Below are 15,783 nucleotides of genomic sequence, written 5' to 3' on the forward strand. Positions count from 1 at the left end.
TCCTCTCCTTAACTAATTTGCATCAATGGTTCGTGTTCCTTTAAGTTTCCAGTTGTTTCACTTATTACTTCATAATTTTCACTGTTGGTCACCACAACGATCACTGTATCATCGTAGCCCGCATTTCTAATGGAATCAAAATCGGTGTCAATTAGCAACTGTCCTGCTGAAACCTGATCCCCTGCTTTTACGAAAACTTCAAAGGGCTTACCTTTGAGATTCACTGTGTCGATCCCAACATGGATTAATAGTTCAATTCCATCTTTTGAACGCAAACCAATAGCATGCTTAGATTTTAAAATAGTGATAACTTCTCCATCAACTGGTGAATAAATGCTATTTTCTTCCGGATGAATGGCGACACCTTTTCCTAGTAAACCTTTAGAGAAAACGGCATCGTTAACTTCAGAAATAGGATAAATACTTCCTTTTACTGGACTTTCAATGATGATTGATGATTCCGCTGAAGCCTGTTCTAATTCATCGGAAGTGTCATCAAATCCGATTAGATAAGCAATAATAAAGGTTGCAACAAAAGCAATCACACATGTAATAATTGCATGAACAATATTCATCGGATTCTCACCAATGAAAGCAGGCAATGCTGCTAAGCCTGGTGAAACGAAAGCATATCTTACCAAACCGCTCAAGCCAGCATATAAACCAGCGATCGCACCACCAATCATTGAAGCCACCAATGGTTTTTTCAGCTTCAAGGTTACTCCATAAAGTGAGGGCTCAGTAATTCCCATTAAAGCAGTAATTCCGGTAGAAACAGCTAGCTGCTTTAACTCTTTGTTTTTCGTTTTCGCAGCCACTGCAAACGTAGCCCCAGACTGGGCAATGTTGGAGGCCAACATCCCTGGTCCATTGATCATTTCTGAACCATTGCTGCTTAGCTGCATAGTAGCAATTGGTGTCATGGCCCAAGCTGTTCCAGTTACAACAAGGAAAGGTTGTAAACCACCCATTAAAAATGGAATTAACCATGCTGCCTTACCGTTAATCCACTCAGCTCCAACTGCTACAAGATCATTTAGTAGCGTTCCGAATGGTCCAATAACTACTAACGCCAACGGTCCCATGATCAGAAAAACCAGCATTGGTTTAGTAAAGAACTTGATAAATGAGGGTGAAATCCGATCGGCAAAGGGTTCCACATAGGACATAATCCAAACCGTGAAAATAATTGGTAACACCGACCCAGCATAATCAGCAGCCAATATCGGAATTCCTAAGAAAGAAACCGCATCACCAGTAGAAAAAAGCTGCGAAATATTAGGATGAAGCAAGATACCGGCAACTGTAATCGCCAAAATTGGACTGACATCAAACTTTATTGCAGCCCCATAAGCTAAGAGTACCGGCATAAAGTAAAAGGCTGCATCAGCGATCGTATTCAAAATGATGTAAGTTTGACTGCTATCTGATAGTACACCAGTCAAAGTCAAGACTGCTAAAATAGCTTTTACCATCCCAGCACCAGTGATTGCTGGAATCATTGGAGTGAAAGTAGTCGAAATAACACTAATCAGTCTTGAAATAATACTTTCCTGACTATCAGAAGGTTTTTTCTGCTTAATAGAGTTACCAACCGCTTTTTGAATTTCTTTAAAAGCAGTTTGGACTTCATTGCCAATGACAACTTGGTACTGACCACCACTATCAACAACACTAATCACACCCGAAGTTTTTTCTAAAGCTTTAGTATCAGCTTTTTTCTTATCTTTGAGCTCAAAACGTAATCTAGTTGCACAGTGGGTTAAACTGACCACGTTCTCTTTTCCTCCAACATGCTGCAATACATTTCTTCCTACTTCTCTGTAATCCATCTTTCTCTCTCCTTTAAACAGTAAAAAAGACCAAGTCAAACCACGCCTCAACCAAAAAATTGAAGTGTTAGTTTGTCTTGGTCTTGCCTGCGTAATCAGTAACATGCCAATAACGTTATTTTGCTGTAATCGAATAATAGCATATAATGATAGCGCAATCAATAAAAAATTTAAATTTATTTGTTTTTCGTTTTATCATTTATTCTTAACATAACAGTTAAATCACATCAGCGAATGTATATCTACGCATACTTGCTGCTAAAATGAGTACGTCTAGTACCAACCATACCAGTAAAACCATTCCTACATAGCTGGCGGGAAATTCCCAAAATTGTGAGAGCATTGAAAACGCAGATAACGGATCACACAGCTTCAACCACTCTGCTTTTGGAAACAATTGGTGAATTTGATAAGTGAAGGATGGAATAAAAAGTATCCCTACCATGTAGACAGTAATGGTAATACTTGTTTTTTTAGTAAAAACCAATAAGCAATAACCAATTGCAATCATTCCAAGATATAAAGGCATTGATAGAATAATTTGTACGAGCATTCTCAAAATGAAGACTAAATTAATTCCACCAAAACCATACAACAGAACGCCCAATGCTGTACTCGCTGCTAAACAAACGATAGTGTACACTAAGCAGCAAAGAAACCCAGTAATGCACTTTGCCAAAAAAACAATCCTTCGATTAGCAAAGTAGGACAAAGTGTTTCGAATAGTTCCAGTTGAGTAATCTGCTCCTAAGACAGCCGTTGCAAAAGCAAGAATAAAGAAAGGAAATAGACCATCGTCTCGCATTTGCTGGATAAAATCAGCACCATTTACTGGCAAAGATCGAGCCGTACTTGCTGCTGATTGGACGCCGATTCCACCAGTAGCGCCACCAGAGTTAAACATATTTAAGCCAGTAATAATAATCACTACACCAGCCAGCAATACATTTCGAACCGCATTTCCTTTGCCTAATCTAAAGAGCTCTGCTTTTATCAAATTTACCATTGCTTTTCTCTCCTTATGCTGCATTAATTACACTGACAAAATAGTCTTCTAAGTTTATTTTTACTTCGTTTGATGAATAGACCTTAATTCCATTGGAACTAAGTGTTTCGATAACGATTGAAGGATCATCAAAAAAGCTGAATAAATGAATCTCCTCTTTAGAAACAACTTCGAAATTCGTATCGTCCAAAGCTGAGCGGATGATCCTTCCCGCCGTTTGTGCATCGTCAACCTTAACAGAAATAAATCCGCGGATATCCTCTGCTAATTCCTCCTGAGTAAATTCCTTGAGCATTTTGCCTTGGTGAATAATGCCGTATCTGGTGGCAATATGTGCCAGTTCAGACAAGATATGACTAGAAATCAGAATAGTTGTTTGGTACTCTTCATTCAATCGCTTAATCAGGTTTCTAAATTCGATCATTCCAGTTGGGTCTAAGCCGTTTATCGGTTCATCCAAAATTAAAAATTCTGGGTTTCCCATAATTGCTAAGGCCAATCCCAACCTTTGCTTCATTCCTAATGAAAACTGATGGAATTTCTTCCTGCCGGTATCACTAAGATTCACCAGCTGCAATACTCGTTCAATTTCATTTTCATCAACCAGGCCTCTTTGAATCCAGTAGTACTCCAAATTTTCCCGCGCAGTCATTTTAGGAAAAAAAGCTGGAGTTTCAATCATGGAGCCAATTCTTGTTCTAGCCTGCTGCAGGTCATCCGCTTTACTGCTACCAAAAAGTTCAATTTCTCCACATGAAGGTAATATCAGGGAGGTGATTAACCGCAGCAATGTGGTCTTCCCGGCCCCATTTTCACCAATAAATCCGTAAATCTCGCCTTTTCTTATCGTCATATTTATTTCACTTACTGCCATTCTTCCTGTATAGGATTTTGACAGCTGGGTAGTTCTTAAAATCGTCTTCTCCATAGTTTCTCCTTTTTCGTTTAAATTTCGTGAATCTTGTAATAAGGAATGATGCTCAGAAATCGATTCTAATAACAACCCTTCCTTATTGTTACTATATACAATGAACCTTTAAGGAACCTAAAATTACTATCTTTCATTGTGCCAAAAGGCGAAGAGTAAATTGAAAATAGAATGGATCGAAAAAGCAATGCGCAGATCTCCTTTTTTTAAAAGCCATTAGATACACGAAAAGCAGTCTGAATCGACTGCTTTTCTCCACTTGATTAACGAAGCAATGTGCCGATATCTTTTTTCGCTGCATTTTTAGCTGGCAGCCAACTGAAGATAATCCCTACAACAACTGACAAACCTGCTGCTAACAGTACCGTAAATAGATCAGGTTTGACTGACAATGGAGTAATCATACTGACTAAAACTCCAAAAAACATGCCAAACAGATCGCCGATGGCACCTCCTAGCAATGTCAACGTTACTCCTTCCAATAGAAATTGTTTCATAATATTTCCTTTCGTTGCTCCCATGGCACGACGAACGCCAATTTCTTTGGTTCGTTCTGAAACCGATATATAAATCATATTCATCCCTACTAACCTAAGCTTGATTGAACCTTGAATTTCCATAAAAAAAGACTGTAGATCAAATGCTACCGCCTTTTTCTACAGTCTTATCAGTTATTCTCTTTTCAATATCAGATGAAGAACAAACTCAGTTTCTTCATTTACTTTGCTAGTGACAGAAATCTTTCCATTTAGCTGTTCAACAATATTCTGCGCAATCGACAAGCCTAATCCATAACTACCCTCATATTTTTGCCGAACCTCATTCGTACGATAAAAACGCTCAAAGACTTTCGGTAAATCCTCTTCAGCAATTCCGGCGCCGGTATTTTTAAAACGAATGATGCATTTTCTTACAGACTCTTCCATCTTCACTTCAAAGGTTCCGCCGTCATTGGTATACTTACACGCATTATCAATAAAGATTTCAAACAATTGAATCAGCAATACTTCGTCTGTTTTCGCAGTAATATTGAATAGCTCCTGCTTAACTGTCACTTGTTTTGAATCAAATTTTTCTTGATAATTATTGAGTGCCTCCTCCAATAATCTATCCACTCGAACCTTCGTGAAATTTAGTGGTTCGAACATATTGTCCGTTTTAGCTATCGTCAACAATTTATTTATCAAGCCGGTCATACGTTTCGTTCCCCGGGAAATATTGTCCAGCCATTTAATCTGTTCTTCGATAGTATCTTCTTTACTGGAATACAGCACACCAACATTAGTGGAAATAATACTCAGAGGCGTTTTCAGTTCATGGGAAGCATTTGCGATAAACTGTTTCTGAGTATGCCAAGCTTCTTCCAACGGCTTCATCGCTCGATTGGTAAAATAAATGATTACTAAGTAGAAAAAGATCAGCAAACCAATTCCGACAATCAGCAAAGTCATCGCTAGATTTTTTAAACTTTTTTTCGAGTCAGTGACATCAAGGAAACGAATCAAATAGGTTTCATCTTCTTTCCCAATATTTTTGTCCTCTTCATCGTAATTTAAGGTGGCAATTGCTGGAGCTACCACATATTGCCAATCACGATTACCGAATCGGGTCACACCACCTTCTTGATTTTTCCAAGCAATTTTAGCAGCCTTGTTATAATCTTTTTTAGAAAGCTTTATTGCAGAATCAATCATGATCGGCTTTCCAGCCTTGTCTACCAGCATGTTAAAATATACCCCTCCGCCAGGAACAATTCGATCAATTTGGAGAGCTTCTTCTTCGCTGTCATCAAAATGAACCTTACCGCCAGTAATTTTTAATTCCTCTGCTTGATTTAGCTTCTCAAAATTGTCCGATTGAACTCTTAAATAGGTGGTTAGAAAGATAGCTAAAAACGCCACAATCAAGATAACTGTCACAAAACCGGTAGTCATCGCAATTAATCGGCGTCTAAATTTTTTAATCACTTTGTCGATCCTCCGAAAATTTCAACATATAACCTAAATTACGAATCACCTTAATTTGCGTACAGCTTTCTACCTGCTTCATCTTTCTTCTTAAAAGTGAAATATGCATTTCTACATGGTTAGATTCAGCATCGGAATCATAGCCCCAGACCTTTTCAATAATTCTATCTTTAGAAGAAAGCTGCGGATAATTGTTCATCAGAAATTCCAAAATATTTGCTTCCTTCCTAGTCAGACTGATTTCCTGTGTTTCCGTTATCAGATTCAGAGTATAGGGATTTAATTCAAAATCTCCCAAAGCAAGGATACCACCTTCTTTGTATTCACTCTTCTTCCGACGCCATAGTGCTTTCAAACGTGCCAAAAGCTCTTGATAATGAAATGGTTTGCTCAAATAATCATCTGCTCCCAACTCTAGCCCTTCAACCTTATCTTCCAGCTCCCCTTTAGCCGTAAGCATCAGAATCGGGATGTCGACCCCTTCTTCCCGAGCCTCCTTTAAAATCGTTAATCCATCTTTTTTCGGCAGCATAATATCTAAAATAGCCAGATCATATATTCCAGAAACTAAACAGTCTAACCCATACTCTCCTTCCTCGGCTATATCCACAGAATAACCGTTTTTCCGCAGAATTTGAGCGATTGCTTCAGCTAACATAATTTCATCTTCAACTAAAAGAAGTTTCATTAATTATTCTCCCTTATAAATATAGCTAGTGTTCTTACCTTATTATAACGTATCAAACTAAAATGAACCTTGAATCAAAGCAACTTTTAATTACTAAAAAACGCTCGATAACTGTTTTTTTATTTATTACTCTTTTCTTTTATCAATTAAAGCTTCGCTAAAGGTTCGGCTCTTAGAATCAGAGTATAAATTATAGAAATGAGGTCATTGTCATGAACAAAAAGAAATCCGATTATTCTTCAAAAGGACGCTCTGGTAAAAGCTGGGGCAGCTTCCTACGAACGATTCCCTTTACAATACGTGTAGTTATTCTAACTGTTTTGATTGGTTTATCACTAGTCTCCTATAATATTGGGAGAGCCGTTTCTGGAGCAAAAGCAGAGGCTGATCTGCATGCTTCAAATGAAAAACATCCAGTGACTTCTGAGGATGTAAAGGTGCGTAGGTATAATGGAAAATGGGAATTTTCATCTGATGATGGCGTTTCTTGGACTCGCACACCACCAGAAGATATTTATGAGGATAAAGACGGTCGACTGCGCTACAAGAATTCTCTATCCAAAACTGTCACTAACGATCCCGAGGACGATGTCTCCAAATTCCCTTTCGATGATAAAAACGGCAAAGGAATCGTGATGAAGCAAGAAGATGGCAAATGGAAATTCTCTTCCGACGGCGGGAAAACCTGGTCTGACCCATTAAAAGATGTCGAAGATTGGTTGAAAAATGGCTTCACGGTTCCAGTAGAAGGCGGAGTTTCCATGAAATTCCAAGACGGCAAAATTCTTTACTCCACTGATGGTGGGAAAACTTGGTCAGAAGAAGTACCTGAAGGTTTTTCAGATAAAGTGAAATCAGTTATCACAAAGCAAACTGAAGATGGCAAAACACTGTATTCAACCGATGGCGGCAAGACTTGGTCAGAAGAAAAACCAGAAGGCTTTGAAATTCCTAATATCGACGACATTCTAGATTCTATTCCGGATGAATTACTGCCGAAAGAAGGAAAAGACGATTTTAGTAAAGGCCAAGCAACTTCAGTCTAACAAAAAAACAAATACCATTTACTATTTGATGACTGGTTAATCTTCCCCTATTCAACAGACTACGAACCATTATCTGATACGAATGCTTATATAAAATAGCTTTCGATTCCAGGACAAGAAACAGTTAGTCTTGGAATCGAAAGTTTTTTAACGCAAGTATTTATTTAGAGCCATAAGATATCTATTAGCAGATTCATTCGCACCACTCATTTGCAGCACCACATTTTTCCCTTTTATACGATCAGCTATTTTACGGCAAGCAATCAGTGTTGATCCGCCTGCTCCTTCAGCGACATTATGGGTATAGGTGAACGCATAAGCAATTCCTTCCATCAGCTCTTCTTCACTTAACAAAATAAAGTCCGTTAAGTGATCCTTATAAATATCAAAGGTCAAATCAAATCCGGCACCAGTTGCAAAACCGCCTGCAAAGGTTTTATTTTCAGCCTGTGTAATTTCGCCTTTTTTCCACGACAAGTAAGCAGCTTTTGAAGCTTCAGCCTGAACAGCATAGATTTCGACTGAGGGTTTTAGTGCTTTGAAAACAGTCACTGCAGCAGCTAATTCACTACCACCGCCAATTGGAAGAATGATGACATCGATATCCGGAAGCTGTCTAAGTATTTCGGTAAATTCAGTTCCTACACCGTGAATTAAATGCGGTTCATTCGCCGCATGAATAAAGCGATACTGATTTTCCTTTTGCAGCTTTTGTCCATAGGCAGCAGCTTCCTCAAAATGTTCACCTGCTTCCACCAAAGTTGCTCCAGCATCCTTAATTAACTGATTCTTCTCAGGAGAATTATGTTTCGGTACCACGATAATTGCCTCTAGACCAAAAAGTTGTGCAGATTTAGCAACCGAAATACCATGGTTTCCCGTACTGAAGGTAATAACTCCTGGTACTTTCTCTTTTTTCAGCTGATGCATAATATTGATGCCGCCTCGTATTTTAAAGCTGCCACCCATGTTTTGATTTTCATGCTTAACATAAACGCTGGCCCCAAACAGCTCACTCAAATTTTGATAATGCAGCAGCTGTGAGGGCTGCATATACTGGTAAACAACCTTTTCTGCCTGTTGAATCCCGTCAATTGATACTTGTGTATTATCGTCCATTTATTCTTCCTCCTACCACTTTTTATAAATCCGAACCCCTTTTTATTTGAATGCTTACACAATGTTTATCTAAAAAGTACCGATTCTATGCTGCTATTGATTACCCATTTTTTACTTCGGAAACACATTAGAAAAAGCGGAAGTATATATTATACTTAAGTTCTTGCTATCAATCTTAATATATTTATTTTAGTTTTCTTCTTAGCCATTTACAATAGTTTATTGAAGGATTCAGTTGAACTATCGGGTGTTAAGATCTATTTCTTATAAGAAGGCTTGTCATCAACTGAGAATCTTTTTCAACATCGACTATTTCAGAATCAATATTTAATAACTCAAAACCAAGAATGCTGTTTAATCGCAACTAACTTTTTATCCAGCTATAGTGGTTGAGATTAGAAAGTTTAATTTCGTAACCTATTTAGCCCTCGGACAGTCCTATTATTTACGTTTGTTAATCTAAAAAGGTAAACTCCTTAAAAATTATGTTTTTTTAAAAAAACATTTACTTTAATAAGTATAATTCATAGAATTGTTTATATAGACAGGAGTGATAGCATGGATAGAATTGATTTAGAAATTATCGCTGAATTAAAGAAAAATGGGCGTTTATCTGCTTCACAGATTAGCAAAAATATTAACTTATCTGTCCCAACCGTTTCTGAGAGAATGAAGAGACTTGAAGCAACCAATATAATTGAAGGCTACACGATTAAGGTCAATCGCAAAAAGAACAACGAGAATCTTTTAGCCTTTATTTTAGTAAATTTAGATGGCAGCAAGATTTCTGAGGGTTTCCAGAAATTAGTATCTGCTAACAATGCTATTCTAGAATGTCATCACATCGCAGGAGCTTATGATTACCTTTTGAAAATTGCATTAGAAGATACAACTGCGTTAGATAATTTTTTATCTAACGTATTAAATAAATCGAACGGAGTACGAAATTCAAACACAATCATTGTATTAAGCACCTTGAAGGAAGAGATGAACACATGACAAACCTAACTAGCTTATTTAAAGGCTTACGTTTTGGAATGGTTTTACAATTGGCTGTTGGGCCGGTTTCTATAATGGTTTTTAATACGTCTATGTCTAAAGGTTTGGGTAACGGTTTGTTAGTTAGTTGGGCTGCAGTATTAGTAGACACTTTCTTTATCTTTTTATCCTTTTGCGGTATTTCTTCAGTGATAGATAAGCCTAACATACGCTTTTTTATAAAAATCATCAGTGGACTTGTTTTGATTTTATTTGGTTTGAACTCACTAACAACACTCCTAAAATTTTCGCTTTTTCCAGATTTATCTATATTATCAAGTATTACAAGTACTAATCCATTTTTAAAAGGAATTCTTTTGACCATTTCAAACCCTTTAACGATTATTTTCTGGAGTAGTCTTCTAACAAAGCAAGTAATCGAAAACCAATATAATAAGAAAGAATTATTTCTGTTTGCGACTGGGTGTATCTTGGCAACAATCCTTTTATTATCATTTATTGCAATTTTAGGAAACTTAGCTACCCAGTTTTTATCAGAGTTAATCATCACTTGCTTGAATGCTTTAGTTGGTTTAGTACTTTTATTTTTCGGAATTAAAATGCTTTTTAACTGATACGATCAATACAACATTCCTAAGATCATAGAGTAAGTTATCTGTCAGATGCCTTACTCTTGTTTTATAGCTTAACGTTCTTCAATCCATTCAAAAAGTTTAACTAAAAAACAATTAAGTTGCAGGTATCTCAATCTTTGTTCCCTTCACTGGCATTTCTGATTTACCATCAATTGAAAAATACAGCGGTAGCCCTTCAGCCAATACAGGATACGGCACATCATTGGGGTTTTGCCGTTGATGATGGATGTGTAAATGTGGTTCAGAGGTCGATCCACTGTTTCCAATACGACCTAGTTTTTGTCCAACCGTGACTTCATCACCCGCTTTTACCAAAACTGAATCTTTTTTCAAGTGATTCAAAAGAATATACGTACCAGTTTCCTTTACTTTTAAGTAAACATGGTTTCCTTCGCTAGTGATAAACTCTTCCGTTCCCGCCGGAATATCCTGCTCCATATCCTTCGCAACAACAACTGTTCCTTCAACTGGTGAGAGTACTGTTTGATCGTAAATTCCATAGTCTGAAAGTTCAGATGTTCCAACTTCATAAGGTTCCATTACTAAATCATAGGCCCATCTTTCAGAGGCCCACATCGCATGAGGTATATTTTCTTCCATGTTATTTCCACCCCAACCAACAATTGTGTCTTTTTCAAAAGGAAATGCGACTGTCAATGCTGGGTTCGTCTTGTTCGCATTCGCAGGATAAGGAATTGCGATCTTATTCATTGTCACCAGAATGGGACTGATTGACAGAACACTCAAAAGTAAAGAAATACACATCGCTAGATTTCTACTTTTCTTTCTAAAGATCAATAAAAGTAAAATCACTAGAAACAAAAACAGACCAATTATCGGTTGAACTAGTTTTATAAATGCCCAGCTGTAAGCACTAATAAGATTTCCAAAAAATAAAGACCCTACTAATACTGCGAGTAAAACAATCCAAATAAAATTTCTACTTCAAATTCTTCTTATCATGGTAAGGCTCCTATCATTTCCGTCAATATTTGGTCAAATACAATAATCCACAAAAAAATGAACCACTTGTATAAAGCTTACCACACTCACGAACGACAAAAACCATGCTTTAGGCTGACTACTTTTAAAAAAAATAATTAGGAAGTTTTGAACTGCTGCTACAAAAAAAATTAAGGACTAATAAATTTCTCAATCCAAGACAGTCTTTATATACCATCTTCTGTCTGCTGAGTTGTCTTTCACGAAATTACATGAACTAGTTCAAAAAAATTCGATATTAAAGCTGCCAAAGGATCATCCGCTGAAACTAATAGTAAGGCACTACATTTAAATAATGTGATTTGGAAAAATGTTGTCCTTTAATTGTTGAAAAGACTTAAAAAAGAACATGTTAGTAGTTTATCACCCCAATATGGATGATCCATTTGAAGAGACCTATTTTATCAAAACAAGCGCAACTCTTTATCCAAAAGACGTCATAAAATTCTTTTCTAAAGTGAATATATTCTTAGTCTGCAATTTTTATTTATTCAGATTCTTTCTTCACACTTATAGGAACAAAACTTATAATCCATATATATGAAAATCCATGCATTAATATAAAATATTATTTTTCATTTTTTTAAATTTCCCCTTGACATCAACGAACTTGTTTTATATTATTTTTATGAAAACATATTACACCACAAAAATCTAAAAAATGAATATATCAGAAATACTACTAAAAATAGAAATTTTCGTTTTATAGCGAAACTAACTTTAAACAAAATGAAAACGCATAAAAGAGGGAGCAGCCATTATGACAACTACCGAACTTCACACCAGACAGGTCTTCAGCATGAGAAACAGAAAAAATTGTGAGTTAAAATTCACCGAATTCTATCAACAATCTGGAGATGTAGGCCATCTTGTTCAAGCGGCCGTAGCAGCGATGGTTCGTAACGCTTTTTATGTTGGTGATTTCTCTTATGTAGCAAAGGACTTGATTCGCAAGGTATTTTTGAACGGTGAAGTTTCGGCTTCAGCGCGTCATTTGTGTATCTATTTTGAAGATTATTTCAGTACTGCCGAGTGGAATACCGTCCTTGGCCACCTATACAAAAATCAGGCAGAATATAAACAACTGACTGAGGTGACTCGCTTGCGTCTTGAACGCCTGCGGCCAGCTCTTACCTCTGGCGTACAATCCGGCGAGCGAAAACTGAATTTAAAAGCCGCCTTCTTAGATGAAAATGGTAAGATGCATACTTGGGGTCTCAGCAATGTCGTATCTAACCTATCTTCAAAGGATCATATGGAGCTTCTAAATATCTTAGGCGAATTGACTATTTTTCACAAAAATGGGCTGCGCCAATTTACCAAAGTTGTTTGGGTGGATTTTGCTATTGACGAACGCTATCGTAACTTTGATATTCGAAATGAAAACGATCCATTATATGAATCTAAGAAATCATGTGATGAACAGGCGGAAGAAATACCAGTTAAGGAATACTCAAAAAAAACAGCCACAACAAATAACGTCACCGGAGAAAACTCGAACGCGACTCAGTCGACTTCATCTGGCCAGCCCCCTGTTGATCAACTAGATCATAGGACCCCGTCGAAGAAGAAAAAGATTGGTAAGACCCCAACGGATCGAATGCCCAGTTGGAAGAACTTAACTGCTTATGGTAAAAAGCCGAAGGAGGAGCGAAACCTCGAGATAGAAAAAGCCCTAAGAAAAAAAACCGGCAAGAAAAAGAATCGCAAACGAAAATAATTCTGTCAGTATAGATCTATGAAGATTTCCTATGATCAGTTTTTTTCGCAATAGCTATAATTATTTATGTTCTTTCAAGTAGAGGATTGTGATCAGTTCGTATCAAAAGCTTTTCCAATCATTTCCATTGTCTATGGAAAATGGACTGACAGATCAGTAGAGCATCAGCTATAGGTATTTTTGAGTGATTTTTCTGTTGTTTACTGGAAAGAAGGCACATGTAAATATACCTATTTTTCTAAAGGCTTAAAATTATATTGGCGAAATTATTTTGAAATGGCTGAGATGTAATCCTTTGCTGTTTTCTTAGAGGTATTTTGAAAAGGTTGATAATCTTATCTGTTTAATTCTGTCTTTTTGGATTCATAAGAAAGGTCAGCTGCTTGATACTTTGACTAACAATTGACGAATTAATAATCAAATACGTGTTTGAAGCTCCAGCGTTCGGAAATTCCAAACGTTTATTTAGGTGGCAATAATCTGAATTTAGAGTCCTTGAAGGGCTTAAGATAAACCAATTCATTTTCCAATCATGCTTCAACTATCAACTTATTATGTCAAAAAAAACCAATGAACGGACAGCGATCGCCCTTATCATTGGTTCATTCATAAAAAACTCTATTTCCTCATTAGTCAGACAGTGCACAAATTCTTTTGATAGTATTCCTTTTTCTCATCATACACAAAATCATTTGCTAGTAACACACCATTGGATTGGGCATTCTCTTTATCCGGCTGAACGATGATTGCTTCAGCTTTTTCTTCGTTGGCCATTATTAATTCTACTAGTAGTCTAACGATTTCTTTGCCATAACCTTTGCCAAGAAATTCTTCCTCTCCTATTAGGTAATCAATACTAAATACCTTTCCAGGCTCCTTCACATGGTACCAGTCTTCGAGATCCTTTGCAGCAAACACATCATAATACTGGCAAAAACCAATAGCCTTTTCTTGCGACATCACAATAAAATGATTTAGCCAATGATACTCCTCGTGACGCTGACTAATTTCAGTCAACCAATCCTCTGCATCAAGATACCATTTGATAATATAATCTTTTTCCAACCAATTCTCCATTAGCTCACTATCACTATCTTCAAACGTTCTAAGTCTAACCTCTTTAACCATTGAAAAATTCCTTTCTTTTTTAGAATGGTGAATCTGTTTATTTAATTTCGAAAATGCTGCCGGCTTTCTTTAGCTTCAATTTTTCATAGTACTTATCTACTCCGCTTAACACATAGATTTCTGTTTTAGGAAATTCAGCTTTTACCTTGGTCATCAATGAATTGCCGTACCCTTGTCCTCGATATTTTTGATCCACTAATAAATCATACACATAGACTCCATTTCCATAATCATTATGACACCGGATATAGCCGCAAAGTGACTCGTCTTGTATTAGAACATAAGAGATTGATTGGTCAAGTGCTTCTTTATATCGTGTAAATCGATCATCATCCGAGCAATAACAAGTCCAGCCCTCCTTACTAAGTTGTGAAAAAAGAGCCTGTTCATGTGCTAGCTGGTATCTTTCTATTGCTAAGTCTTTTCTAATCATTCTAAGTACCACCTCTTGTGAAATTTATTGAACTTCAGTACCTTAGGAATAAAAGAATGCACTCTACTTCAGCTCATTCTTAGCTGTTCAAAGTCAGACGCGAGGCAGTCAACCCCATTTTCTGATAAAATTTAATAGCTTGAAGATTATTAGCTAATACCTCCAGCTCAAGACAGGCTAAACTTTTCGAAGTCTGCCACCGTTTTGCCGCAGAAACCAGCTGCTTACCTATACCCTTTCCCCGATATTTTTCCAGAACAAACAAATCGACAATCTGTCCAAAGGTATGCGCTGCAACCGAAGGATAATTTGGTGTTTCTGCTATAGCTAAATGAATAAAGCCGCCAATACTATTTTCATATTCAGCCAGGAAAAGTGTGTGGGCAGGCTGCTCCATAATCCACTTAAGATACTCTCCGGTTTCAATAGCAGCTATGCAATATTTCGGCTGCAGCGAAGCATTGTAGCAATAAAATTTTGTATATAAGTCGCATAAAAGCGGAATATCTTTAGTCGTTGCAGCTCGTATATGCATAAGCAAACTCCTTCTTTTATGTAATTTTCTTCGATTCTAAGGCACAACCATAGAATCGAAGATCACTGCTTAAATCCTCTTAAATATTAAAGTTCTCTCGAATTTGCTGAATAATTTCCTAAAAAAGAAAATAGAATTCCTAAGAATAAGCAAGGGATAGCACTTATTAATACACTAAACCAAAGCGGTTCACTACTGACCAACAAGTTGGTCAAAAATCCACCAATAATTCCCAATAGAAAGAAAAGTGACACTGAATAAAAAATCGACCATCTCATCCGCAGCTGAACTACAGTAACGATCCAAAGCAGTGACAACCAAATCAAACTAATCGGCAAAGCCGTTAACAGAAAGAATGACTGATTTATATAGTTTGATACAAGCAACACTCGATCTAACAATCCTGAAAAGGCTATTATTAGAAAACTACCTCCACCGACTAAGACTATTGGCGACCATAGATTTCTTTTGCCAAACAGGTACACTAATGCATCGATACTTATTAATGAAAGCAGTACAATCAAAGACCACGTCAGATTCTGATTTAATGCAAAATTGATAATCAGACAAAGCAGTATGCTCACTCCTGTAATACTATAAAAGATTTTTCCCCACATTTTTTTGTTCATCGTTTTTTCAATTCCCTTCACAACATTTTGATCTTCTTTTAATAAGATATCCAAAGAGAGCTGATACAAATCGCTCAAAGCAATCACCGTTTCTAAATCTGGATAGTTCTTATCCA

Annotated in this window: 16 protein-coding genes; 4 read left to right on the plus strand and 12 right to left on the minus strand. The window is 36.8% G+C overall.

Features of this window, described 5'->3' with window-relative positions; translation table 11 throughout:
* Nucleotides 1-8: 8 nt before the first annotated feature.
* From IGI49_RS24595 to IGI49_RS24620, 6 genes are all read right to left on the minus strand, one after another.
* Nucleotides 9-1,832, minus strand: a complete 1,824-nt coding sequence (locus tag IGI49_RS24595; RefSeq protein WP_429965024.1) for a beta-glucoside-specific PTS transporter subunit IIABC — start codon at nt 1,830-1,832, stop codon at nt 9-11.
* 217 nt (nt 1,833-2,049) lie between these two features.
* On the minus strand, nt 2,050-2,838 hold the full coding sequence (locus tag IGI49_RS24600) for an ABC transporter permease subunit (RefSeq protein ID WP_429965023.1): 789 nt from the start codon (nt 2,836-2,838) through the stop codon (nt 2,050-2,052).
* 13 nt (nt 2,839-2,851) lie between these two features.
* A complete protein-coding gene (locus tag IGI49_RS24605) occupies nt 2,852-3,766 on the minus strand; it encodes an ATP-binding cassette domain-containing protein (protein ID WP_429965022.1) in 915 nt (304 codons plus the stop codon).
* A gap of 263 nt (nt 3,767-4,029) precedes the next feature.
* Entirely contained in the window at nt 4,030-4,341 is a 312-nt protein-coding gene (locus IGI49_RS24610) for an ABC transporter permease (protein WP_429965021.1), read from the minus strand.
* 96 nt (nt 4,342-4,437) lie between these two features.
* On the minus strand, nt 4,438-5,733 hold the full coding sequence (locus IGI49_RS24615; protein ID WP_429965020.1) for a sensor histidine kinase: 1,296 nt from the start codon (nt 5,731-5,733) through the stop codon (nt 4,438-4,440).
* The gene (locus tag IGI49_RS24620; RefSeq protein ID WP_429965019.1) at nt 5,726-6,421 is read right to left on the minus strand and encodes a response regulator transcription factor; all 696 of its coding nucleotides are present in this window, start codon (nt 6,419-6,421) and stop codon (nt 5,726-5,728) included. The genes IGI49_RS24615 and IGI49_RS24620 overlap by 8 nt, the downstream gene beginning before the upstream one ends.
* A 212-nt stretch (nt 6,422-6,633) precedes the next feature.
* Here IGI49_RS24620 and IGI49_RS24625 point away from each other — a divergent pair, with 212 nt between their 5' ends.
* Nucleotides 6,634-7,467 carry a WD40/YVTN/BNR-like repeat-containing protein gene (locus tag IGI49_RS24625; protein WP_429965018.1) on the plus strand — a complete coding sequence of 278 codons (834 nt, stop codon included), beginning with the start codon at nt 6,634-6,636 and terminating at the stop codon, nt 7,465-7,467.
* 147 nt (nt 7,468-7,614) lie between these two features.
* Here the strand turns inward: IGI49_RS24625 and IGI49_RS24630 are convergent, their stop codons facing one another.
* Complete coding sequence (locus tag IGI49_RS24630) at nt 7,615-8,586, minus strand: threonine ammonia-lyase (protein WP_429965017.1); 972 nt, start codon at nt 8,584-8,586, stop codon at nt 7,615-7,617.
* A gap of 558 nt (nt 8,587-9,144) precedes the next feature.
* Between IGI49_RS24630 and IGI49_RS24635 the strand changes: the two genes are divergently transcribed.
* Nucleotides 9,145-9,585 (plus strand): Lrp/AsnC family transcriptional regulator, encoded by a 441-nt coding sequence (locus IGI49_RS24635; RefSeq protein WP_429965016.1) that lies wholly within the window; start codon nt 9,145-9,147, stop codon nt 9,583-9,585.
* On the plus strand, nt 9,582-10,199 hold the full coding sequence (locus IGI49_RS24640; protein ID WP_429965015.1) for a LysE family translocator: 618 nt from the start codon (nt 9,582-9,584) through the stop codon (nt 10,197-10,199). The genes IGI49_RS24635 and IGI49_RS24640 overlap by 4 nt, the downstream gene beginning before the upstream one ends.
* Nucleotides 10,200-10,313: 114 nt before the next feature.
* Here the strand turns inward: IGI49_RS24640 and IGI49_RS24645 are convergent, their stop codons facing one another.
* Nucleotides 10,314-10,985 (minus strand): M23 family metallopeptidase, encoded by a 672-nt coding sequence (locus tag IGI49_RS24645; RefSeq protein WP_429965014.1) that lies wholly within the window; start codon nt 10,983-10,985, stop codon nt 10,314-10,316.
* A 997-nt stretch (nt 10,986-11,982) separates the two neighbouring features.
* On the opposite strand from IGI49_RS24645, the gene IGI49_RS24650 reads away from it, so the two are divergent.
* A complete protein-coding gene (locus tag IGI49_RS24650; protein ID WP_429965013.1) occupies nt 11,983-12,942 on the plus strand; it encodes a hypothetical protein in 960 nt (319 codons plus the stop codon).
* A gap of 633 nt (nt 12,943-13,575) precedes the next feature.
* Here the strand turns inward: IGI49_RS24650 and IGI49_RS24655 are convergent.
* The 4 genes from IGI49_RS24655 to IGI49_RS24670 form a co-directional block, all read right to left on the minus strand.
* Nucleotides 13,576-14,070, minus strand: coding sequence for a GNAT family N-acetyltransferase (locus IGI49_RS24655; RefSeq protein ID WP_429965012.1), 495 nt, complete (start codon nt 14,068-14,070; stop codon nt 13,576-13,578).
* Between the two features lie 37 nt (nt 14,071-14,107).
* The gene (locus IGI49_RS24660) at nt 14,108-14,503 is read right to left on the minus strand and encodes a GNAT family N-acetyltransferase (RefSeq protein WP_429965011.1); all 396 of its coding nucleotides are present in this window, start codon (nt 14,501-14,503) and stop codon (nt 14,108-14,110) included.
* A gap of 79 nt (nt 14,504-14,582) precedes the next feature.
* A complete protein-coding gene (locus IGI49_RS24665) occupies nt 14,583-15,038 on the minus strand; it encodes an N-acetyltransferase family protein (RefSeq protein WP_429965010.1) in 456 nt (151 codons plus the stop codon).
* 86 nt (nt 15,039-15,124) lie between these two features.
* On the minus strand, nt 15,125-15,783 hold a 659-nt coding region (locus IGI49_RS24670), incomplete at its 5' end, for a hypothetical protein (protein ID WP_429965009.1).

It is taken from the genome of Enterococcus sp. AZ071 (assembly GCF_050499065.1).
GTDB lineage: Bacteria > Bacillota > Bacilli > Lactobacillales > Enterococcaceae > Enterococcus_A > Enterococcus_A ferrettii.